Below are 21,520 nucleotides of genomic sequence, written 5' to 3' on the forward strand. Positions count from 1 at the left end.
ATTCGATTAAAGCAGCATTAAACCTGACTTATAGGTTGGTTATCTTTCAGCAGCTCATCCATGTATTCCCGGCTGTTGGAAAGGCGGGGTATTTTATGCTGGCCTCCCAGTTTGCCCTTGGCCTTCAGCCAGTCGTAAAACAGGTTATCCCTGGCTACATTGAGCCGTATAGGGTTCAGGGTAATGTTTTTATAGCGCTTGGCCTCGTAATCTGAGTTAAGCTGCTGCAGGGCCTTATCCAGTTGTTCTGAGAATTCCTGCAAGTCTTTCGGAGGGTTACGGAATTCCACCAACCACTCGTGGGCTCCTTTCTCACCGCCTGACATAAAAATAGGCGCCACCGTATATTCCTTGATGCTTGCCCCGGTTTGGGTGCAAACCCGTTTGAGCGCCTCTTCTGAGTTCTCTATAATGAGTTCCTCTCCAAAGACGTTGATATGGTGTTTGGTACGGCCCGTAATCCGGATGCGGTAGGGGCTGGTACTGGTAAAGCGCACCGTATCTCCAATCTGATACCTCCAGAGCCCGGCATTTGTGGTGATGATTATCGCATAGTTCACACCCTGCTGCACCTCCCAGAGCGGAATAACCTTTTGTTCGGGCTTGCCGAAAGTGTCCATTGGGATGAATTCATAGAAAATCCCGTAGTCCAGCATCAGCAACAGGTCCTGGCTGTTATTCTGGTCCTGGATGGCAAAAAACCCTTCGGATGCGTTGTAGATCTCGTAATAACGGAAGCGCTCTCGGGGCAACAATTGTCGGTACTGCTCCCGGTAGGGGTTAAAGCTGACCCCCCCGTGAAAATACACCTCGAGGTTCTCCCATATTTCAAACAGGTGCCTCTTGCCGGTTTTCTCTATTACCTGATTGAGCAAAACCAGCATCCAGGAGGGTACCCCGGCCAGGCTGGTAACATTTTCCTGAATACTTTCTTCAATAATAGCCTGCAGTTTATGCTCCCATTCACTCATCAGGGAAACCCGGTTGCTGGGGGTACTGCTTAGTTCCGCCCAGAAGGGCATATTATCGATAAGGATGGCGGAAAGGTCCCCGAAATAGGTACCGTTGTCTTCGTATAATTCCTTACTGCCTCCCAGGCGCAGGCTTTTGCCTGTAAATAATTGCGAATCCGGGTTGTTGTTCAGGTACAGGCACAGGAGGTCTTTGCCAGACTTGTAATGGCAGTCCTCCAAAGCCTCAGTACTTACCGGGATGAATTTGCTCTTGGCATTGGTGGTTCCGCTGCTTTTGGCAAACCACTTGATGGCCGTGGGCCAGAAGATATTCTGTTCTCCTTTTCGGGCCCTTTCGATCATGGGCTCCATCTCTTCATAGGTCACAATGGGTACCCGTTCCGCAAAGCGCTGGTAGCTGGTGATGCTTTCATATCCATACTGCAAGCCCACTTCGGTCTCGTCCGCAAAATCGATCAGGTTCAGCAATACTTCCTGTTGCACTTCTTCCGGGTATTTCAGGAATAGTTCGATCTGATGATACCTTTTTTTGAGTAACCAGGAGGCAATTGAATTGAAAAGCGGAATAGGCATTTTTGGTATCTTTACGGCCGGGGGACAGTTTTTAAATATACTATAAAATTCTATTTCTTAAACCAAGATTTCATGCAGTACGAGGGTGTTTTACGAAAAATGCAGACTGAATTCCACTCCCCTATAGACTATTATCTGGTCTTCCCAGGAGATTTTATACATATGAACCTGCTGCTGGATCAGCAGATCCGGATCCATTTCATCAAATTCCAATGCCTCAACTGCGGGGAGGACCGCCCTATTTACCGGCAGGGATTTTGCCGGAACTGTTTCTTTGAGACCCCGGCTGCCGGGGACTGGATCATGCATCCCGAAAAAAGTACTGCCCATCTGGGCAAAGAAGATCGGGACCTTGAGTTTGAAAAAAAAATGCAGTTGCAGCCCCATATTGTATACCTGGCCAACTCCAGTAATGTGAAAGTAGGGGTTACCCGAAAGGCCCAGGTCCCGACCCGCTGGATAGACCAGGGAGCTCATGAGGCTATCGAAATTGTAGAGACCCCCAACCGCTACCTTGCAGGGATCACGGAAGTAGCCCTGAAGGAACACGTAAGTGATAAGACCAATTGGCGCAAAATGCTGAGTAACCACCTCGAAGATGTGGACCTTTTCGCCTGGCGGGAACGGCTAAAGCCCTATATCCCGGAAGAAGCAGCCCCATATTTTATTGGAAGCACCCAGGAAACTGTCCTGAAATTCCCGGTGCTGCAATACCCGGAAAAGGTCAAAAGCCTGAACCTTGATAAAACCCCGGAATACAAGGGTACCCTTAAAGGGATTAAAGGGCAGTACCTCCTTTTTGAGGACAATACTGTCTTTAACGTCCGCGGGAGTGAAGGATACTACGTTGGCCTGAGCCTTCTTTAGGAAAGCCTTTTAAACAAGCCTTACTGTACTGAATCCTTGGCGGTCTTGACGGTGTCTTTTTTCTTTTTTCCAAGCAAACCGCCCAACAGGTCTTTGGCCGCTTTTTTGGCTACCTGCTCTCCCGTACTGGTTTTTGGGGCTGTGCTGTCTTTGGGGGTGGTACCACTAACCTCTTTGAGGATCCCGCCGATTCCTTTTTCCGCTGCACCTCCGGTCGCAGTGCTGTCAGTGGTCGTCTGCTGCCCGGTCAGGATACTCCCCAGCAGGCTTTTGGCTTTCTCGCTGCCCTTGTCAATAAGGCGCTGTTTTTGCAGGGCCACCAAATGATCTCCCAATTGCTTTACCCCGCTGCTAAAATCGGTGCTGACCTGGGGGGAGTTGTAGTTCCCTCCTATTTGGGCTGTTACCGGGATAGTGAGTCCTTGCAGGGAAGGGTCATTCAGCTGGGTAATCAGTTTATTGACTTCCGGGCCCAGATATTTTGAGGGCACATTAAGTACTGCCTTATAATTGAGTTGCTGGTCAAAAGTATGGCCCCCGCTTACTTCAATGGCAATATCCTCGTAGGCTATGGTAAAGGGTTTAACCTGTACCCTTCCATTTTCAAAGGACAGGGCCGTTTTAAGCGACCTGAGATCGAGTTTTTCCATGTTCAGGAACTCCAGGCGAGAATCCAGGGCCTGCATTACCTGGGCTTTACGTCCGTTGATTTCCGATGTTAGCAGTTCCGCTGCCACCTTTCCGCCCAGACTCATCAGGTCCGGGCTGAAATCGTCCGTAAGCGCACCGGAAAGGTTTACTGTCGAATTCAGGCGGCCTTCCAGGATGGAGGCGATAGGTGCCAGGGTCCTGAACAATTCTATGGCTTTAAACGTCTCTGAAATTTTAAAGTCGCTGATACCGAGGTTCATATCAAAGCGGGGTTTGTCTTGCAGGGTGTTCAATTCCCCGTTCAGGGAAAGGCTCCCTTCGAGGGCCCTGCTGCGCACCTCCCTGAATTCGATTTTCTGATCGTGTATCCGCAATTCCCCACTCACCTCCTTTAGGGGAAGTTTGTCGTACTGTACCTCAGCTGCCCTGCCGTTGATCACCAAATCCAGGTTGGCCGGAATTTTGAACGCAGCTGCAGCCGGTTCCCCTCCCTGACCAGCTTCGGTTGCCTCCGGAGTTTGAAAATCACTTACTACCAGCTTTTGGGAGTTTAACTCAAAATTTCCCTGTAGCAGCCCGTCACTGAGCAGGGCCCCCAGGTAATTCCGAAGGCTGCCGGTAAGGCTGAAATCACTTTGTCCCAGACGGCCGCTGAATTGTTGCAGGCGGGCTGTGGCAGGGTCAAAACTAAGTGCGGCATTCTGAATGTTTACCGGATCCTTAAAGGAGGCCGACTCAAACCTGAGTTCCTTTGCTGAAAGGGTACCGGAGGTTTTAATCCTGGAGTAGTTCCTTTTTTCGACGGCTTCCATATCAAATTCCGATTGCAGGTCCATTTGCAGGCGGCCGGCCAGGCCGGGATCGCTTTCCAGCGGATAGGTCTGCGCAATCTTGCCCAGGTCCAGGCTTCCTTTCAGGGCTGCCTTTACACGGGGGTTTGTGGTTAGCTCGCGAATGGTGGAACTGAATTCAAAAACATCTGAATCGATACGGAAGCTGGCGCCCGGTATTTCGAGCCAGGTATCTTCAGATTGCCCGCTCTGGTTGCGCAAGGCTGCTTTAAAGTTAATATCGCTAACCCCTTTGGATAACTGTGGGTATTTGTAGGATGCTCCTGCTGCCTGCATTAAAATTTCAAAACCAGGGATGCGGGTTTCCGTATTTGCCCCCTTTATGGTCCCTTCCAGATTAAACTGCCCGGTAGTGGCAACCCCCTCAAGGTTGCCGGAATAGGCTTCGGGCACCAAAGCCAGGAAATTTTTAAAGTCGGAATCCGGGGTCTTGAACTGCAGGTCCAATTCCTGCCCCTCTTCCGTCAGACGGACGCTGCCTTCAAATACCAGCGGCATCTGGTTGATGGTACCCGTATTCTCCTTAAAGGTGTAGGTGTCGGTTTCCAGGTCCATCCCGATCAGGGCATCCAGTTGCAGGCTGTTTTTATTCAGGTACTGCAGGCTGTCCATGAAAAAACTGATCCTGGCATCTGTATGGGTTTGCAATTCCGACTGCTCCAGGGAGAGGTCCCCACGGCCATTGTGGTTGATTTCAGAGAGTTCAAATTGAATTCCCCCCTTCAGATCCTCATAGCGTATCCGGGCATTTTGCAGGCGGTATTCCTGCAGGTCCAGGGTGAACCCCTCAGAATCCTGCTCAGCAGTTGCAGGGGACTCATCCGGAAGCGCAATGAGGTAATTGGCCCGGTCTTCAGGGTCAACCTTAAGACGTAAATCTGCCCCGTCTACAAATAGTTCGCGAATGCCGATAGGTTCTCCTTCCCCTTTGAATAATTCAGAGATCCCCATCACCAGATAGGCTTCGGAGGCTTTAAAGAGGGTATCTCCCTCAAAAGGAGCCTTATTGATAATAACCATGTCGGTAAGCGAGACCCGGGCATTGGGAAAACTGCGCAGCAGACTCAGGTCCGCATCCGCGAAATCAAAACGGGCATTGATGGATTTATTTACGTTGTTTTTCAGGATGGGGCCTATTTTGGCTTCCAAAAACAGGGGGATGGCCACTAACAAGCCCAGCAGTACCAGCAGGGAGATAGCCAGCCATTTTAAAATTTTCTTTGTCTTCATGGGTGATTCAGGAGTTTGTATGCTCTTTCGTATTTATACGGTCCTGCCTGTGTCGATTTCCCGGCTGCTTCTTAAAAGTCCAGCTGGATTTCTTCGTTTTGCTTCAGGCCAAACCGCCGTTTCAATATATATACGAAAAAATAGAGAAAAGGGGTGTCGATAAAGGCAATTAAAACTTTGAAGAGGAAGCCGCTGATTACCAGGCCGTAATACAGCTCCCAGGGAATAACACCGAAGATACACAGCAGGCTAACCACCGTAAAGGTGTCTATGAATTGAGAGGAGAAAGTGGAAAAGTTATTCCGCAACCAAAGCATTTTTCCATTGGTTACCCGTTTCCAGAAATGGTAGATGGCTATATCCACATACTGCGCCAGCAGGTAGGCCAGCATAGAAGCCAGAACCGCTATGGGGGAAAGGGCAAATACCTGGCTGAAGGTCTCATCCCCAATGGGGGAAGATTCAATGGCCGGCGCCCAGTTGGCCAGCAGAATGATCCCCATGGAAAAAAAGGAAGCAAAAATCCCGGCGGTTACAACCTGGTTGGCTTTCTTTTTCCCGTAGATTTCAGAGATCAGGTCGGTAATGAGAAAGGTAATCGGATAGGGCAAAACACCAACCGAAATTTCGAAAAGTGGCGCCCCCAGAAATTCTATATCCCCAAAAGGCCTCCAGTAAAAAAATTTCTGGAAAATGAGGTTGGAGACCACCAGGGAGGTGATAAAAAGGGCTCCCAGATACAGGTAAATACGATAAGCTGCTTTCTGGTCTTTAAGATTCATATATTACTGGATCTTGAGGGTGTATGGCATCCGCGCCTGAAGCCCTTCCCGGCCCAGTTGGGTCCTGATTTCTTTTAGGATACGGGTCCATTCGGAACCCAGCTGAGCTTCCAGGCTTGCCTCCGAAACCTTTGCAGTTGCCCCCAGATCATCCATCAGCCGTTCCAGGCCCGATTTATAACGCGGCAGGTTCTGCACCCGGAATTCAGAAACGCCTGCAAGTTCTGCCGCTACTTCCAGGGCTCTATCAAGACCACCCAACTCATCGATCAAGCCCAGTTCCAGTGCCTGGGTACCACTCCAGACCCTGCCCTGTGCAAGGCTGTCTGCGCGCTGCAAGCTAATGCCCCGGCCATCGGCTACCCGTTTCAGAAAGGTTTGATAGCTTTCTTCAACCCCTTCGGTCAGGACTTCCCGAAAACCATCGCTCATGGGCTCAAAAAAGGAATAATCTATGCTGTACTGGTTGGTTCCCACCTGCTCTGCATTGATCCCGATCTTATCGGAAAGGCCTCCCATATTTGGTATGGTGAGGAAGACCCCGATAGATCCGGTAATTGCCGTAGGCTCTGCAATGATCTGTTCGGCACCCACAGCCATATAATAGCCCCCTGAAGCCGCAATGTCGCTTATAGAGACCACCACCGGCTTCTTTTCCTGTGTCTGTCTGATTTCCCTCCAGATGATTTCAGAACTCAGGGCACTTCCCCCTGGGGAGTTAATCCTGATGACCACGGCCTTTATCTGATCGTCCTCGCGGGCTTTTTTCAGGGCCTTTTGCATCATCCCCTGCCCTATAAATTCAGGACTGCCTTCCCCGTAAAGGATTTCCCCCTGGGCAAAGACAACAGCTATTTTATCTTTTCCGCTATACTGCCTCTTGGTTTTGGTGTAGATCAGGTAATCCGACAGATTGAGGATCTCCGGCTTATCGTCTCCTGAACCACTGGCAATAGCCAGCTTTCGGTCATACTCATCCTTGTAAAGAATTGCATCAATGAGGCCGGTGTTAATGGCCCCCCGGGCATTACGGGCTTCCAGGTTTTCCGCTATGGCGTCCAGCCGATCTACTTCTATGCCGCGGCTTTCGCCGATTTCCTGCCGGATCTGCAGCCAGATCGATTCGATCAGTTCACTGATCTGCTCCCGGTTTTCGGAACTCATTTGATCCGAAAGGAAGGGTTCTACGGCACTCTTGTATTTTCCATGGCGCACCACCTCCATCTTCAATCCGGTTTTTTCCTGAAAATCAGCAAAGTACAGCACCTCTGCCCCCAGGCCCTTAAAATCCAGGTTGCCTACAGGGTTCATAAAAATGCTGTCTGCCACACTGGAGAGGTAATAGTCTTTCTGCATGTAAAAATCCCCGTAAGCGTAAACGAACTTTCCGGATTCCCTGAAATCTTCCAGGGCGTTGCGGATGGCGCGCGTCTGGGAAATCCCGGCCAGCAGGTACGGCCCGTTCAGGCTGATCCCTTTGATTCGGTCGTCTTCTTTAGCCAGGTGGATGGCTTTGGTAATCTCATTGAGGCCCTGTGTCCCATTAAAAAGCAGAGCAAAAGGGTCTTCCGGATCGGTATCTGAATATTCGGCAATGGGGTAAGGAAAATTCACCTGCAGCACAGAATCAGAACGAATGACCACCTTACTGCCCGAATCCAGCAGGCTTACAAAAATGATGAACATAAAGAAAATGATCCCGAAAGCCATCAGGGTTCCCAGGATGGCTGCCAGCAAGTTGCGTAAAAATGCCATGTGTACCTTACAATTTTAGGCGCAAAGATAACCATAAAGAAGAGATATTTTCCCTTCCTCGGAACTATGCCACCACAGGGAAGCAAAGTCCGCAGCTTTTCCTTACTTTGCTCCCGGATATGAATGGCCTTACAACATCTTATTTGTCCCTGGGCAGTAATCTGGGGAACCGAGCTTACCATTTGCAAAAAGCGCTGCTGGAAATTGACAGGCGAGTCGGAAAGGTTTTGCGTATAAGTCCTGTTTACGAGTCTCCGGCCTGGGGATTTGAGGGGGAAGACTTTTTAAACTGCTGCATTTCAGTGCAGACCAGCCATACTGCGGAAGAGCTATTGGGGGAAGTACTCCGCATTGAATCGGAATTGGGAAGAATGCGATCGGCAGATGGGAATTACAAGTCACGAACGCTGGATATCGATATACTTTATTTCGATCGGGAAATATTTTCGGAAGACCATATCAGGGTCCCGCATCCGCAATTGCAAAAGCGCCGTTTTGTCCTGAAACCCCTGGCAGACATAGCCCCTCAGTTTTATCACCCGTTACTGAATAAAGACAGCCGAAACCTGCTGCAGGAATGCCGTGACAAGACCCCTTTAGAGAAAACAGGCCTGCAATTATATCCCGATCTGAAAAGCCTGTTTGCCAGCCAGGATTTTATCGCAATTGAGGGGAACATAGGGGCCGGAAAGACCACCCTGGCGACGAAAATAGCCGAAGAGCTAAACGGGAAACTCATCCTGGAACGCTTTGCAGATAACCCCTTCCTGCCCAAATTTTACCAGGACCAGGCGCGATATGCCTTTCCGCTGGAAATGTCTTTTCTCGCAGACCGCTACCAGCAGTTTATTGAGGATACCCGGCAGCTGGACCTTTTCAGCAGTTTTATGATCAGCGATTACGATATTTACAAAAGCCTCATCTTTGCCAAGGTTACCCTGGGACCTGAAGAATTTGAACTGTATCGCAAACTTTTCGGTTTTATGTATAAGGAAGTGCGCAAGCCCCGACTGTATATTTACCTCTACCAGCAAACCGATCGCCTTTTGGAACAGATTGCCCGCCGTGGGCGCGATTACGAACAGGGCATCCCGGCGGATTACCTTGAAGACATTCAAAAAGGGTATTTTGCCTTTATGAAGAATTCCCCGGACCTGAATTCACTAATTATAGACGTAAGCGAGCTGGATTTTGTCTCCAGCCGGGCGGACTACGAAAACATCATAGACCAGATGGTCCGATTTACGGTCGGAAAGTAGCAGAAGTCGAAAAATTTGGGCAGAATTTGCAAAAATGCCGGTTTTTTTATTTCTTGGAAGCCGGTTTAAATAACCAAACTGACTAACTCAAATACTAATACCTGTCCCGGCTCTAAGGAGCCGGGATTTTTTTTGTTTTCGACCAGAAGTCCCAGACCACTATTCCTGCAGCGACGGAGATATTCAATGAATGTTTGGTGCCCAGTTGCGGAATCTCCAACACGCCGTGGCAGCGGTTGACCACTGCCTGTGAAACCCCTTTGACCTCATGCCCCAAAATAAAGGCATAGGGCTTGCCGGGATCCGGCTCAAAACGATCCAGGGCAATCGATTCTTCGGTCTGTTCTACGGCATAGCACTGGTAGTTATTCCTGAGGGATGCCAAAAGATCCTCAGTGCTTTCGACATATTCCCAGGCCACACTCTCGGTAGCCCCCAGGGCCGTTTTCCGGATTTCCTTATGCGGGGGGCGGGCCGTTATGCCACAGAGGTATATTTTCTCAATTCTAAAGGCGTCGGCGGTACGGAAAACCGAACCCACATTGTGCAGGCTCCTGACATTATCCAGGACAAGCACGGCAGGGGTTTTAGGGGCTTCCTTAAAGGCCTCTACATCCAGGCGATCCAGTTCCTCGTTTTTTAATTTGCGCATCCGTATCTATTAGCGTTCACAAAAATACACTAAAAGTGGATTTTGACATCCGGTGTATCCCTTAAGTAAGTTATCCCAAAATATCAACATCCGTTGAACAGTGGCGGCGAATCCCTTATTTTCGTTTGTCTGCAACCCAAAATCACTTTTCACCCATTATGGCATCCAAAGGAAAGAAAGAAACCCCGCTGATGAAGCAGTATAACGGTATCAAAACCCGATACCCGGATGCGCTTTTGCTTTTCAGGGTGGGTGACTTTTACGAAACCTTCGGAGAGGATGCCGAGCGGGCCGCGAAGATCCTGGATATTGTCCTTACCCAGCGCAATAATGGCGGCGACCAGACCGCTCTGGCCGGGTTTCCGCACCATGCACTGAATACTTACCTGCCCAAGCTGGTAAAGGCAGGGCAAAGGGTGGCCATCTGTGACCAGCTGGAAGACCCCAAACAGACCAAGACCATTGTAAAACGGGGGGTAACCGAACTGGTGACGCCCGGGGTTTCGCTAAGCGACGAACTCTTACAGGCTAAAGACAACAACTTTTTATGCGCCCTGCATTTTGGCAATACCCGTATGGGGATTGCCTTCCTTGATATTTCCACCGGGGAGTTTTTCCTGGCCGAGGCGGGGCGGGAAGGAATTGACAAATGGCTTCAGAACTTCCGGCCTAAAGAAGTCCTGGTCTCCAAAAAACACAAGGAAGAATACAAGTCACTCTTTGGCAACCGCTTCCACCATTTCTTTGTGGAAGACTGGGTATTTCAGGAAGATTATGCCCGGGAGACGCTTATGGGTCATTTTAAAACGGCCGGACTGAAAGGCTTTGGAGTAGAGACCATGCCCGCAGGTATTGTTGCTGCCGGGACGGTACTGCACTATGTCAATGAAACGCGTCACCGGCAATTGGGGCACATCTGTACCCTGAAGCGGCTGGCTGAGGAAGAGCATGTCTGGATGGACCGCTTTACCATTCAGAACCTCGAAATTTTCAATACCCGCGAAGACAAAGGGGTTTCCCTGCTGGAAGTAATTGACCAGACTACCACCCCCATGGGCGGACGGCTGCTCAGACGCTGGCTGGCCATGCCGCTGAAAGAAATAGACGCTATCCGCAAAAGGCATCAAGTGGTTGCCCACTATGTCCAACAGGATGAGGAAGCCCTGAAACTACAGGGGCTGCTCAAACGTATTGGAGACCTGGAACGCCTGATAGCCAAGGTGGCTGCCGGGAAGATCAGCCCCAGGGAAACGGTACAACTCAAAAATGCGCTGGAGACCCTGGTTCCTGTTAAAGCCCTGGTATCTGCAGCTTCCGAAACGGAAGTGGCCGCACTGGGCACTGCCCTGGATCCTTGTGAGCCGCTCAGGGATCGTATTAAACAAATGCTGCTGGAAGAGGCCCCGGTAAGCATTGGCAAGGGTGCTACCATAGCGGAGGGGTTTTCGGAAGAACTGGATGAATTGCGCAAGCTGGCGCACTCCGGCAAGGACTACCTGGACCAGATGCTGGAGCGGGAGACGGAGCGCACGGGAATCACTTCGCTAAAGATAGCATCCAACAACGTTTTTGGCTACTACATTGAGGTGCGCAATACCCATAAGGACAAGGTGCCGCCGGAATGGATCCGCAAGCAGACCCTGGTAAGTGCAGAACGTTACATTACTGAAGAACTGAAGGAATACGAGGCCAAAATCCTGGGGGCGGAAGAACGCATCCTGGACCTGGAACAGCAACTGTTTGCACAGCTGCTGGTCTGGATGCAGGAATACGTACAAGCGGTGCAGCAAAATGCGCAGCTGATCGCCCGTCTGGATTGCCTCTGCAGTTTTGCCCGCCTGGCACTGGAAAACCAGTATACTGCCCCGGTCATGAATGAGGGCACTGCCTTAAGTATCACCAACGGACGCCACCCGGTAATTGAAAAGCAACTGCCGGCCGGGGAGCCCTTTATCCCCAATTCCCTGGAAATGGACCGGGAAAGGCAACAAATTATTATGATCACGGGTCCCAATATGAGCGGAAAGTCTGCCATCCTGCGGCAAACGGCACTATTGGTACTGCTGGCACAGATCGGGAGTTTTGTGCCGGCCGAGGCAGCCGAAATGGGCGTGGTAGACAAGATCTTTACCCGTGTAGGCGCCAGCGACAATATTTCTTTGGGGGAATCCACTTTTATGGTGGAGATGAACGAGGCCGCCTCCATCCTGAACAACCTGTCTGAGCGCAGCCTGATATTGCTGGACGAAATCGGCCGGGGAACCAGCACCTACGACGGCATCTCCATTGCCTGGGCCATTGCCGAATACCTGCATGAGCACCCCTCCCGGGCCAAAACCCTATTTGCCACCCACTACCACGAACTCAATGAGATGGCCACCACCTTTGAGCGGATCAGGAACTTCAATGTTTCCGTAAAAGAGCTTAAAGACAAGGTGTTGTTTTTACGCAAGCTGGAACCCGGCGGCAGCCACCACAGCTTCGGGATTCATGTGGCCCGTATGGCCGGGATGCCTCAACAGGTGGTTCAGAAGGCACAGAAAATCCTCAAAAAACTGGAGAAAAGCCACTCCAGCGACGAACTGACCGGGAAACTGAAAGCCAGCCAGGAGGAGCTGCAATTAAGCTTTTTCAACCTGGATGACCCGCTGCTGGAAGAGATCAAGGAGGAAATACTGGACCTCAACATCGATACACTCACCCCTGTGGAGGCCCTGATGAAGCTCAACGAGATCAAACGGCTGCTCACTGCCAAAAAACGGGCTACCTCTTAGAAATTTACTGCTTCCCGGGAGTTGGTTTTTAGGTAAAAAGTTCTTTCTATTTATCAGAATTGTATTAAATTTGCCTCCGCATCTTAGCGATGCAGGGTTCTTTTATAATGCGAAAATAGCTTCCCGATAGCTATCGGGAGTAGAGCGCAAGATTAGATACTAATCAATCGCTAGGTCGCTATTTCGTACTTGCGAAAATAGCTCAGTTGGTAGAGCGCCACCTTGCCAAGGTGGAGGTCGCGGGTTCGAATCCCGTTTTTCGCTCGACCAAAAACGCTGCAGGGCAGCGTTTTTTTGTTCATCACGGGCTCGAGTGGTGGAATTGGTAGACACGTTGGACTTAAAATCCAATGGCCATTGCGGCCGTGCGGGTTCAAGTCCCGCCTCGAGTACAGATAGGAAGAAAAGTCAGAGCAATTGCTCTGACTTTTTTGCTTTTAGGCGCAGAGCCGAGCTTGCTCGAGCGAATGGGCCGAAAACAAAAAAGCAGGCCGAAGGCCTGGCTTTTCTTTCTTCAAGATGTTCGGGCGGGACTCGCGAAGTCTGACAAGACGAGCAATTCCCGAATTGTTTCTCTTCCTTTCTTTTACTTGTCTAAAAGAAATCTTCGAAGAAAATTCACGAATTGCTTTTAACCCATAGAAATGCCGCGAGTAAAGGAATTAAAAATAAGACACTTTATCATAGGCGATTTGAATGCGCTGCATTCAAACCAGAGAAGAGCTCCTAAATTGCCTCAAGAATTTCGCCAATTTTTAACGGAGCTCATCTCTTTCGCTCACGATAAAGGAATCCTCATATTGATAATCCCTTCCAAAGAATTATGGGAAGGTTGGCTATCCGCACCGAAAACTGTGTAGGAAAGACCATAGCAAAAAAACATCTGCTTGAATCCTACTGATCTGCCTTCATTAATTGGCCTTCTATCTCCCGCTGCTCTACCTTCAGATTATCGATAACCTCAGTAAGATTCAGCACCACCGGATTGTTTTCTGAAGTTGATTGTAATAGTCGACCTTTCTCTGTTTGTAAACTTTCAATTAATTCGGTGAGGCTATCGCGGGATTTTTCAAGCTTCTGACGGGTCTCTGTTTTAAGGACTTCGCTTTCAGCATTTTTCGGGCCCTGCTTTTTACAGCTACCTAAAACTAAAAGAAGAACGAGTATGAATTGTATTCGCATGCTCAAATTTATCCAAATATTTTTGCCTTGAGGTACCAACCGTTCATCTCGGCAATATTCCTGATGGAAATCCCCTCCGGGCATTCCACTTCGCAGGCCCCGGTCAAAGAACAGTTGCCGAAGCCTTCCAGGGTCATTTGTTCGGTCATCCCTACGACCCGCTTGTAGGCTTCCGGCTTTCCCTGGGGCAAGGTATTGAGGTGGTTGATCTTGGCAGCAGTAAATAAGGCGGCCGAGGCATTTTTACAGGTGGCCACGCAGGCCCCGCAGCCGATACAGGCCGCTGCATCCATGGCCTTGTCTGCAATTTCCTTGCCGATGGGGATGGCATTGGCCTCCGGGGCCGTCCCCGTTTTGGCCGTGATATACCCCCCCTGTTCAATGATTCGATCCATGGCGGAGCGGTCTACGATCAGGTCTTTCAGCACCGGGAAAGCTGTCGCCCGCCAGGGCTCTACAGTAATGCTGTCCCCATCCCTAAAACTCCGCATGTGCAGCTGGCAGGTGGTCATGTTGCGGTGCGGGCCGTGAGCCCTTCCATTTATAAAAACCCCGCACTGCCCGCAAATGCCCTCGCGGCAATCGTACTCAAAGGCAATTACCTCCTCCCCTCTCAGTACCAACTGTTCATTGAGGTGGTCCAGGGCTTCCAGGAAGGACATGTCTTCATTCAGGCCATCGGTTTCATACTCCTGAAAATCCCCTTTTTGCCCCGGGGCCTTTTGTCTCCATATTCGGAATTTAACTTTCATCTATTCTTATTTATAACTTCTCACGGTTGGTTGTACATATTCAAATTCCAGCGGCTCCTTGTGGAGTTTAAAACCTTCAGGAGCATACTCCCAGGCAGATACGTAGGAATAAGCCTCATCCTTGCGTACCGCCTCCCCGTCTGCCGTCTGGTATTCCTCCCTGAAGTGGGCCCCGCAGGACTCTTCCCTTTGCAAGGCATCGGTACACATCAGCAAACCCAGTTCGATAAAATCGGCCAGGCGAAGTGCTTTTTCCAGCTCGGTATTCAGTTGCCGGTCATGCCCGGTTACCTTAACATCTTTCCAGAAGGAGGCCTTAATTTCCTCTATTTGCGACAGGGCTTTCTCCAGGCCGGCCTTGTTGCGGCTCATGGCGCACTCCTGCCACATTACCTTGCCCAGTTCCCGGTGATAATGATCTACCGTTTGATTCCCGTTAATGGAAAGCAGCCGGTCAATATGGTCTTTTACGCCCTTTTCCGCCGCCTCAAAGGCCGGGTGGGCCGTGGTTACCCCCTCGCTTTTTAATTCCGCAGCCAGGTAGTTATTGATGGTATTGGGGAGGATAAAATACCCATCCACACTGGCCTGCAGGAGGGAATTGGCGCCCAGACGGTTGGCACCATGGTCCGAAAAATTGCACTCCCCTACCGCATACAGCCCGGGGATGGTGGTCATCAGCTCGTAATCTACCCACAAGCCTCCCATAGAGAAATGGGCGGCCGGGGAGATCTGCATGGGTTCTTTATAGGCATCCACCCCGGTTATTTTTTTATACATATTAAAGAGGTTGCCGTAGCGGTCTTTTATGGTCTGTAGCCCCTGCCGTTCGATAGCGTGTTTAAAGTCCAGGTAGACCGCATTTTTTAGCCGGCCCACGCCATGGCCCGCATCGATGCGTTCTTTGGCTGCACGGGAGGCTATATCCCTGGGGGCGAGGTTGCCGAAGCTGGGGTAGCGCCGCTCCAGGTAATAATCCCGTTCTTCCTCCGGGATATCATTGGCCTTACGGGTATCCCCTTTAGACTTGGGTACCCAGATGCGGCCGTCGTTACGCAGGGATTCTGACATCAAAGTGAGTTTGGACTGGGCCTCGCTGGACTGTGGCAGGGCGGTGGGGTGGATTTGCGTAAAACTGGGGGCCGCAAAGAGGGCTCCCCTTTTGTGGGCCTTCCAGATAGCCGAGCCATTACATCCAATGGCCAGGGTAGAGAGCCTGAATACCCTGGAGTAACCCCCGGTGGCCAGCACCACCGCATCTGCCGCGTAGCGCTGTATCTCCCCCGTTGCCAGGTTGCGGGCAATTATTCCCCGGGCTTTGCCATCCACCAGTACCAGGTCCAGCATTTCAGTGCGGGGGTACATGCTTACTTTTTTGGCGCGGATCATTTTGTAAAGCTGGGAGTACGCTGCCAGCAAGAGCTGCTGCCCGGTTTGGCCGCGGGCGTAAAAGGTGCGCTGTACCTGTACCCCTCCAAAACTGCGGTTAACAAGTACCCCACCATATTCACGGGCAAAGGGCACCCCTTGCTGGGTAAAATGGTCGATAAGCGGGGCGGACAATTCAGCCAGTCGGTAGGTATTGGCCTCCCGTGAACGAAAATCACCCCCTTTGAGGGTATCGTAAAACATGCGGTAGACGCTGTCCCCGTCGTGCTGGTAATTTTTGGCGGCATTGATCCCACCCTGGGCAGCTACCGAATGCGCCCGGCGGGCCGAATCCTGATAGCAGAAACACTGCACATCGTAACCCAGTTCCGCCAGGGTGGCGGCAGCCCCGGCTCCGGACAGGCCGGAGCCCACCACAATTACATTGAGTTTTTTCTTGTTGGCCGGGTTGATCAGCCGGCTTTTAAGCTGGTAATTCCGCCACTTTTCCTGCAGCGGGCCTTCCGGGATCTTGGCATCTAATCGCATGAAGCTAAAATTGGTTACAGGTTGTAAGGGAGATGAATTTAACTGAATTCCCTATAGCCTCCAAATATGTAGTAGTACCCGATCGATTTCTATGATAATTATCAACAGGCCGGCACTATCTGCCAGCCGGCTGCAGGCAGCTGACTTTTATTCCAAGGCAAATGAAACCCCTTATTCAAGATGGGCCGATTTGCTGAGCTAATCAGCTTTGTACAATATATTGGCCTAAAAAAAGAAACCCAACAGCAAGGCTATTGGGTTCTTTTAAAAATAAACTATTTATTCCGATCAGAATCGATAGGTAATTGCCAGATTGAATAAAGTACCCAGCTGGCTGAAATGGTAGCCGTCATAAGTCATCTGCGAATACCGCTGATTAAAGGTGATCAGGTTACTTTGCTCCTCAATGGGGGTTAACCCGAGGGCATTGGTTGTTGTATCATCAATAATGGCCTGCCCGGCAGCATTTTCGGCCTTAAATTCCCATTCGGGCAATATATTGAAGATGTTGTTCACATTAAACAATACCGAAACCTTATCGGTCGCATCCCAATTAACACTCAGGTCGGTAACCACCTTAGGGATAAACTCTGTAAACAGGTTTGCATCCATACCCTGCTGGTTAAAGGTCGTTTTACCGAAATAGGTGTTATTAACCGTAAACGCTAATTTACCCAGGTCATAATTGGCCCCCAGAATCCATTTGGTCTGCGGCCTGGATGTAAAGAACAGGGCTTCCTGAGTCTCATTAACAACAGACTGGCCTGCGTTTTCCACCAGCGGAATATTCTTCACAGCCCCGTCCCGTTCATTGGTAATGGTATAATTACCGGACAGGTTAAAATCCAGGATTCCACTCCCCAAACCAATGTTCCTGTAATTGGCCACCAGGTCTATACCAGAGGTTTTGGTATCCAGGGCATTGGAGAAAAAGCTGACATCACTCAGGTTATTGGTTGCTAAAAGCACGTCCAGGGGGTTAGCAGGATCACCTGAAGGGCCGATTTCGGTTCCCAGAACAATTCTGTCCTTCACTGCAATGTTGTAATAATCCAGGGTGAAATTAAAATCGTTGGAGATCTTACCCCCTACTCCTACGGTAAAGTTGGTAGACTCCTCTGCATCCAGCTGTGGAATACCTAATAAGCGCGCCTGGGGGGATACATTACTAACCAGGCCTCCCACCTGAATCCCCTGTCCGGGCACAAAGCTGTACTGGGCCTTCTGGGTAAAAATCTGGTGTAGGGTTGGCGCCCTGAAACCGGTTGAGAGCGACCCCCTGAGGGTAAACTTGTCATCCAGCAATTTATAGCGCGAGCTCACCTTCCAGACAAAGGCATTTCCGAAATCGGAATAATTCTCGGTTCTGATGGTCCCGTTGATTAAAAATTCTTCATTTACATCCCAGGCCAAATCAAAATAGCCCCCTATGTTATAGCGGTTGAATTTCCCGGAATTCTCTGGACGGTTACCGGCAAAGGAATCTGCCCCTCCCCCGTCGTAAGAAGATAATTCCCCTTCGATAATGGTAAAGTTCTCACTCCTGAATTCCGCTCCAAAACCAATACTTACCTGGTCTGAAAGGGTACGGGAGATATCTATGTTTCCTACCACGTGGTTGAATTGGGTCCCCCCCGGATCAAAGCTGATCTGGCTGTTCTCCTGATAGAGCCGTGAGCTGGGGATGAGTTCCCCGGGATCTGTTACCCCATTACCGTTGGCATCATTGAAGACCGCAGGGGAAAATACTTCGTTCCGGTTATGCGAATCGCGCACCCGATAGGTCTGTCGGTTGCCCCCCACAGTCATGCTGGTATCGTAATACCAACCATTCTTATTGGCCTTAACACCAACCGTGGCATTGTAATCGTTCAAATCCCCATCAAAGGTTGGAACATAGCCATCATAACCATTCCCCTGGAAGGTATTGCCATAGGCGTCCGTGAAAGGCCCTGTAGTATTAGGGTTATTCCCGGGGAAGAAATTCCCCAGGTAGGGGAAAGACTCTATAGTCCTCCAGTAAGGCGTCCTGTAATTCGCAAAACTATTGACCTTCTTATATACATAGGCGGCATTGAAATACAGGTCTGCCGTTTCGCCAAGCTCCACTCCCCCGTTTATCAAAAACTTGGCAGCAGTGGTTTCCGGAGACCCGTTGATATTCCCCGCATCCGGTTTCCTGGATAAAAACTCGTTTACAAAAGCGATGTCTTCCGAAGTGGCCCCGGTAAAATCGGCAACCTCCCCTTCGGCATTTACGGTTCCAGGACGGTTGTATTGACCTATGGAAGACAATTCAATGGTATAGTTCATAAAGCCCTTGTCTTCGAAAATGGGCGTTCCATTGTTGATAGCAAAGGCAAAGGCCTCCCCATCCCCCTCTGAGGAAATACCCGTACGCAGGGAGGCATAACCCCCGCTCGGATTATCCTTCAGGATAATGTTCATTACCCCGGCTATGGCATCCGACCCGTATTGGGCAGAAGCTCCATCGCGCAGGATCTCGACCCTTTTAATTGCATCTGTCGGGATTGCGGCGATGTCTGCTCCGGTTTCACCCCTTCCCGGAGAGGTTTGGGTATACAACAGCGCACTGAGGTTTTTCCGTTTGCCGTTGATAAGGATAAGCGTACGGCTGGGCCCCATATTCCGGATTTCATATGGATCCAGTAAAGAAGTAGCATCATTCACCGGCGTCTGTACGGTGTTGAAGGAAGGAATCTTGTACTGCAGGGATTTATCAAAAGTTACCTGCCCCGTGTTCTGCAGTTCCTTCACCCCTACCATATCTACAGGCAAAGGGGTGTCTGTACTGGACCTGGCCACAGCCCTGGACCCTACCATGACCACCTCATCTAATGCCATTCCTTCATCTAGCTGTACTGTAATGCGGCTTGCACTATTAACTACCACTTCCCTGGTGGCAAAACCAATATAGGAAACTACAAGAGTAGCCGGAAAGCCGCTCACTACAATACTGAAATTACCATCAAAGTCTGTACTTGTACCATTAGTGGTCCCTTTCTCCACAATGTTTACCCCCGGTAATGGCTGGTTGTCTGCACTACTGGTAACGGTTCCGGTTACTTCCTGCCCAATGACCCAAAGGGGCAGGCAGAACAGTAACAAGGCCAGAAGCCCGGACCTTGCTGTTTTAAAATTTTCATTGTCCATAAGTGTGTTCTTTTAAGATTTCTTTAACAAAGTAGGAAATAAAAGCATTGCTTTAGCATTTCATCTCGTTTATTTTCAGAGCAGTCTGATGGCTACCCTAGCTTTTGATATAATTTATGAACGTTAGTTCAACCCTCTGAATAACAACCAATAAGGACTAATACGGATTTGCAACATGGATAGACTGCAACTGGCTTACGGGCAGAAAACTATCTTGGAAGCCCATGGCCAGCCCTGAAGTCCATATTGCCGTATTCCCCTATAATGGCCAGGAGTATGTCCGCATCAACTTTCCATATAACTTTAGCCTGAAGGAATGGGTAAAGGCCTTTCCCGGCACAAAATGGAACCCGGAATGGGGGTTCTGGTACCTCAGCGACAGCAGTTGCATTGACGAGTTGATTGCCCACATAAAGGCCGGGGGATACCGCATCCGCCTGGGTCAACAAAAAAGCGCGAAGGGCAAGCCTTCCCCCCTGCCCCCACCCCATGCGCTTAGCCTGGGCTTTACCCGCTTTTTAAAGGCCCGGAGGTATAGTGAAAGTACGGTTCAGGTGTATACCTCCTTCGCCAGTGGCTTCCTGCATTTTTTAAAAGAGGTCACCCCGGAGCAGGCACAAAATTCCGATGCGGAAGCCTACCTGGAATACCTGGTGCTCAAAAGACGTATCAGCATCAGTACGCACCGGCAGGCCATAAGCGCCCTGAAGCAACTGGCTGAATTCCTTCCGGACTGCAAGATTGAACCCGAAGGGCTGGTTCGGCCCAAACGCAGCCGGAAACTGCCCACGGTGCTCAGCACGGCAGAGGTGATACGGCTTTTGCAGATTACTGCCAACCTGAAACACCGCTGTTTGATAGGGCTGATGTACAGCAGCGGCTTACGCATAGGGGAACTATTATCACTTAAACTGGAGGATATTGACCTGCACCGAAAACTGCTCTACATCCGAAACGCCAAGGGCAGAAAAGACCGGCAGGTGGTCCTGGCCGAGCGAATGCTGCCGCTCATCCGGAACTACCTCAACACATACCGCCCCACACAGTATTTTGCAGAAGGAGCAGGAGGCGGACGCTACAGCCCTACCAGTTTCCGCACCTTTTTAAAGCGCAACGCCAAACGGGCAGGCATCCTCAAGAAAATCACCCCGCATACCTTACGGCACTCCTTTGCCACCCACTTGCTGGAAAAGGGAACGGATATCCGGCTGATACAGGAACTCCTGGGCCACGCCAAACCTGAAACCACCATGATCTACACCCATGTAAGCCGGCAGGATTTACTGCAGATCAAAAGCCCGCTGGACCTTATTTTCGAAACGATGGAAAACAAGGCAGCTTTACCAGAACCTCCAGATTCATCAGACAATAAAGTAAATAATTATTTACCTTTGTGATGAAGTGTTCCAAAGCCCTGGCTATCTTAAAGAAGCACGGCTGGTATGTGGTGAGCCAGAAAGGATCCCACCTTAAATTGAAACACCCACAACGCAAAGGGATCCTTATTTTCCCCAATCACGGGAGCAGGGAACTGGGCAAGGGATTACAAAAGCAGTTGTTTAAACAAGTCGGAATTGATTGAAAAATGAAGCAATTGAGGAAGAAAATTGATATCACCGTCGAAAAAACCAGGACAGGGTACTCTGCCTATGCAGACCATCCGGGAGTTTACACTACCGCTGCTTCCCTGAACGAATTGTATAACGAATTACTGGAAGCCCTGAACCTGTATTACCAGGACCAGGGTTATGAAGTTAACGCTGATTCCCTTCGCCTTCACCTGGACCTGCAGCAGTTTTTTCAATACTACCGGGTATTAAACGCTACCTTCCTGGCAGAACGCATTGGCATGAATCCTACCCTGCTCTCCCAGTATGTTCGGGGGAAAAAGAAACCCTCCGCCCGGCAAACCCGAAAGATCCTGGAAGGCATACAAGCTATTGGGCGGGAATTATCCGAAATCAAGTTTACCTGAATTGCCCGACTTATCAACCTGCTAAGCCTTATACCAACCTGCGCTTTCCAAGGGTTTTGTTCCGGATAAACGTTATCTTTAATTGGATAAAACAAGTTGTGCTTCATTACCCGAAACTCGAGTGAATTATATATCCTCTACCTTTCGAGAAA

Annotated in this window: 15 protein-coding genes and 2 tRNA genes; 8 read left to right on the forward strand and 9 right to left on the reverse strand. The window is 50.0% G+C overall.

Features of this window, described 5'->3' with window-relative positions; genetic code table 11:
• Nucleotides 1-17 precede the first annotated feature (17 nt).
• On the reverse strand, nucleotides 18-1,547 hold the full coding sequence (locus ACT6NV_RS02725; protein ID WP_445385735.1) for a GH3 auxin-responsive promoter family protein: 1,530 nt from the start codon (nucleotides 1,545-1,547) through the stop codon (nucleotides 18-20).
• Nucleotides 1,548-1,619: 72 nt separating this feature from the next.
• Here ACT6NV_RS02725 and ACT6NV_RS02730 point away from each other — a divergent pair, with 72 nt between their 5' ends.
• Nucleotides 1,620-2,414 (forward strand): DUF2797 domain-containing protein, encoded by a 795-nt coding sequence (locus ACT6NV_RS02730; protein ID WP_445385736.1) that lies wholly within the window; start codon nucleotides 1,620-1,622, stop codon nucleotides 2,412-2,414.
• A gap of 20 nt (nucleotides 2,415-2,434) precedes the next feature.
• Here ACT6NV_RS02730 and ACT6NV_RS02735 read toward each other — a convergent pair whose 3' ends face one another.
• From ACT6NV_RS02735 to sppA, 3 genes are all read right to left on the reverse strand, one after another.
• Nucleotides 2,435-5,146, reverse strand: coding sequence for an AsmA family protein (locus tag ACT6NV_RS02735; RefSeq protein ID WP_445385737.1), 2,712 nt, complete (start codon nucleotides 5,144-5,146; stop codon nucleotides 2,435-2,437).
• 71 nt (nucleotides 5,147-5,217) lie between these two features.
• On the reverse strand, nucleotides 5,218-5,928 hold the full coding sequence (locus ACT6NV_RS02740; protein WP_445385738.1) for a queuosine precursor transporter: 711 nt from the start codon (nucleotides 5,926-5,928) through the stop codon (nucleotides 5,218-5,220).
• A gap of 3 nt (nucleotides 5,929-5,931) precedes the next feature.
• Nucleotides 5,932-7,683, reverse strand: a complete 1,752-nt coding sequence (gene sppA / locus ACT6NV_RS02745) for a signal peptide peptidase SppA (RefSeq protein ID WP_445385739.1) — start codon at nucleotides 7,681-7,683, stop codon at nucleotides 5,932-5,934.
• A gap of 119 nt (nucleotides 7,684-7,802) precedes the next feature.
• Between sppA and folK the strand changes: the two genes are divergently transcribed.
• Complete coding sequence (folK, locus tag ACT6NV_RS02750; RefSeq protein ID WP_445386662.1) at nucleotides 7,803-8,942, forward strand: 2-amino-4-hydroxy-6-hydroxymethyldihydropteridine diphosphokinase; 1,140 nt, start codon at nucleotides 7,803-7,805, stop codon at nucleotides 8,940-8,942.
• Between the two features lie 112 nt (nucleotides 8,943-9,054).
• Here the strand turns inward: folK and ACT6NV_RS02755 are convergent, their stop codons facing one another.
• Nucleotides 9,055-9,594, reverse strand: coding sequence for an RNA methyltransferase (locus tag ACT6NV_RS02755; RefSeq protein WP_445385740.1), 540 nt, complete (start codon nucleotides 9,592-9,594; stop codon nucleotides 9,055-9,057).
• Nucleotides 9,595-9,752: 158 nt separating this feature from the next.
• Between ACT6NV_RS02755 and mutS the strand changes: the two genes are divergently transcribed.
• The 3 genes from mutS to ACT6NV_RS02770 all read left to right on the forward strand — a co-directional run bounded on the left by mutS (nucleotide 9,753) and on the right by ACT6NV_RS02770 (nucleotide 12,760).
• A complete protein-coding gene (gene mutS / locus ACT6NV_RS02760; RefSeq protein WP_445385741.1) occupies nucleotides 9,753-12,368 on the forward strand; it encodes a DNA mismatch repair protein MutS in 2,616 nt (871 codons plus the stop codon).
• A 191-nt stretch (nucleotides 12,369-12,559) separates the two neighbouring features.
• Nucleotides 12,560-12,632, forward strand: a tRNA-Gly gene (locus ACT6NV_RS02765).
• Nucleotides 12,633-12,675: 43 nt separating this feature from the next.
• Nucleotides 12,676-12,760 (forward strand) — tRNA-Leu (locus ACT6NV_RS02770).
• A gap of 502 nt (nucleotides 12,761-13,262) precedes the next feature.
• On the opposite strand, the gene ACT6NV_RS02775 is transcribed toward ACT6NV_RS02770, so the two are convergent.
• The 4 genes from ACT6NV_RS02775 to ACT6NV_RS02790 all read right to left on the reverse strand — a co-directional run bounded on the left by ACT6NV_RS02775 (nucleotide 13,263) and on the right by ACT6NV_RS02790 (nucleotide 19,393).
• Nucleotides 13,263-13,550 carry a hypothetical protein gene (locus ACT6NV_RS02775; protein WP_445385742.1) on the reverse strand — a complete coding sequence of 96 codons (288 nt, stop codon included), beginning with the start codon at nucleotides 13,548-13,550 and terminating at the stop codon, nucleotides 13,263-13,265.
• Between the two features lie 8 nt (nucleotides 13,551-13,558).
• Nucleotides 13,559-14,302, reverse strand: coding sequence for a succinate dehydrogenase/fumarate reductase iron-sulfur subunit (locus ACT6NV_RS02780; RefSeq protein ID WP_445385743.1), 744 nt, complete (start codon nucleotides 14,300-14,302; stop codon nucleotides 13,559-13,561).
• A 6-nt stretch (nucleotides 14,303-14,308) separates the two neighbouring features.
• The gene (locus ACT6NV_RS02785) at nucleotides 14,309-16,219 is read right to left on the reverse strand and encodes a fumarate reductase/succinate dehydrogenase flavoprotein subunit (RefSeq protein WP_445385744.1); all 1,911 of its coding nucleotides are present in this window, start codon (nucleotides 16,217-16,219) and stop codon (nucleotides 14,309-14,311) included.
• Nucleotides 16,220-16,507: 288 nt separating this feature from the next.
• Nucleotides 16,508-19,393: a TonB-dependent receptor gene (locus tag ACT6NV_RS02790; protein ID WP_445385745.1), complete on the reverse strand. Its 2,886-nt coding sequence runs from the start codon at nucleotides 19,391-19,393 to the stop codon at nucleotides 16,508-16,510.
• 224 nt (nucleotides 19,394-19,617) lie between these two features.
• On the opposite strand from ACT6NV_RS02790, the gene xerA reads away from it, so the two are divergent.
• The 3 genes from xerA to ACT6NV_RS02805 are packed head-to-tail and all read left to right on the forward strand — an operon-like array spanning nucleotide 19,618 to nucleotide 21,368.
• The gene (gene xerA, locus ACT6NV_RS02795) at nucleotides 19,618-20,790 is read left to right on the forward strand and encodes a site-specific tyrosine recombinase/integron integrase (RefSeq protein WP_445385746.1); all 1,173 of its coding nucleotides are present in this window, start codon (nucleotides 19,618-19,620) and stop codon (nucleotides 20,788-20,790) included.
• Complete coding sequence (locus tag ACT6NV_RS02800) at nucleotides 20,790-20,975, forward strand: type II toxin-antitoxin system HicA family toxin (protein ID WP_445385747.1); 186 nt, start codon at nucleotides 20,790-20,792, stop codon at nucleotides 20,973-20,975. Before xerA ends, ACT6NV_RS02800 begins: the two co-directional genes overlap by 1 nt.
• A 12-nt stretch (nucleotides 20,976-20,987) precedes the next feature.
• Nucleotides 20,988-21,368, forward strand: coding sequence for a helix-turn-helix domain-containing protein (locus tag ACT6NV_RS02805; protein WP_445385748.1), 381 nt, complete (start codon nucleotides 20,988-20,990; stop codon nucleotides 21,366-21,368).
• Nucleotides 21,369-21,520 lie beyond the last annotated feature (152 nt).

The organism is Robiginitalea insularis (genome assembly GCF_052497835.1).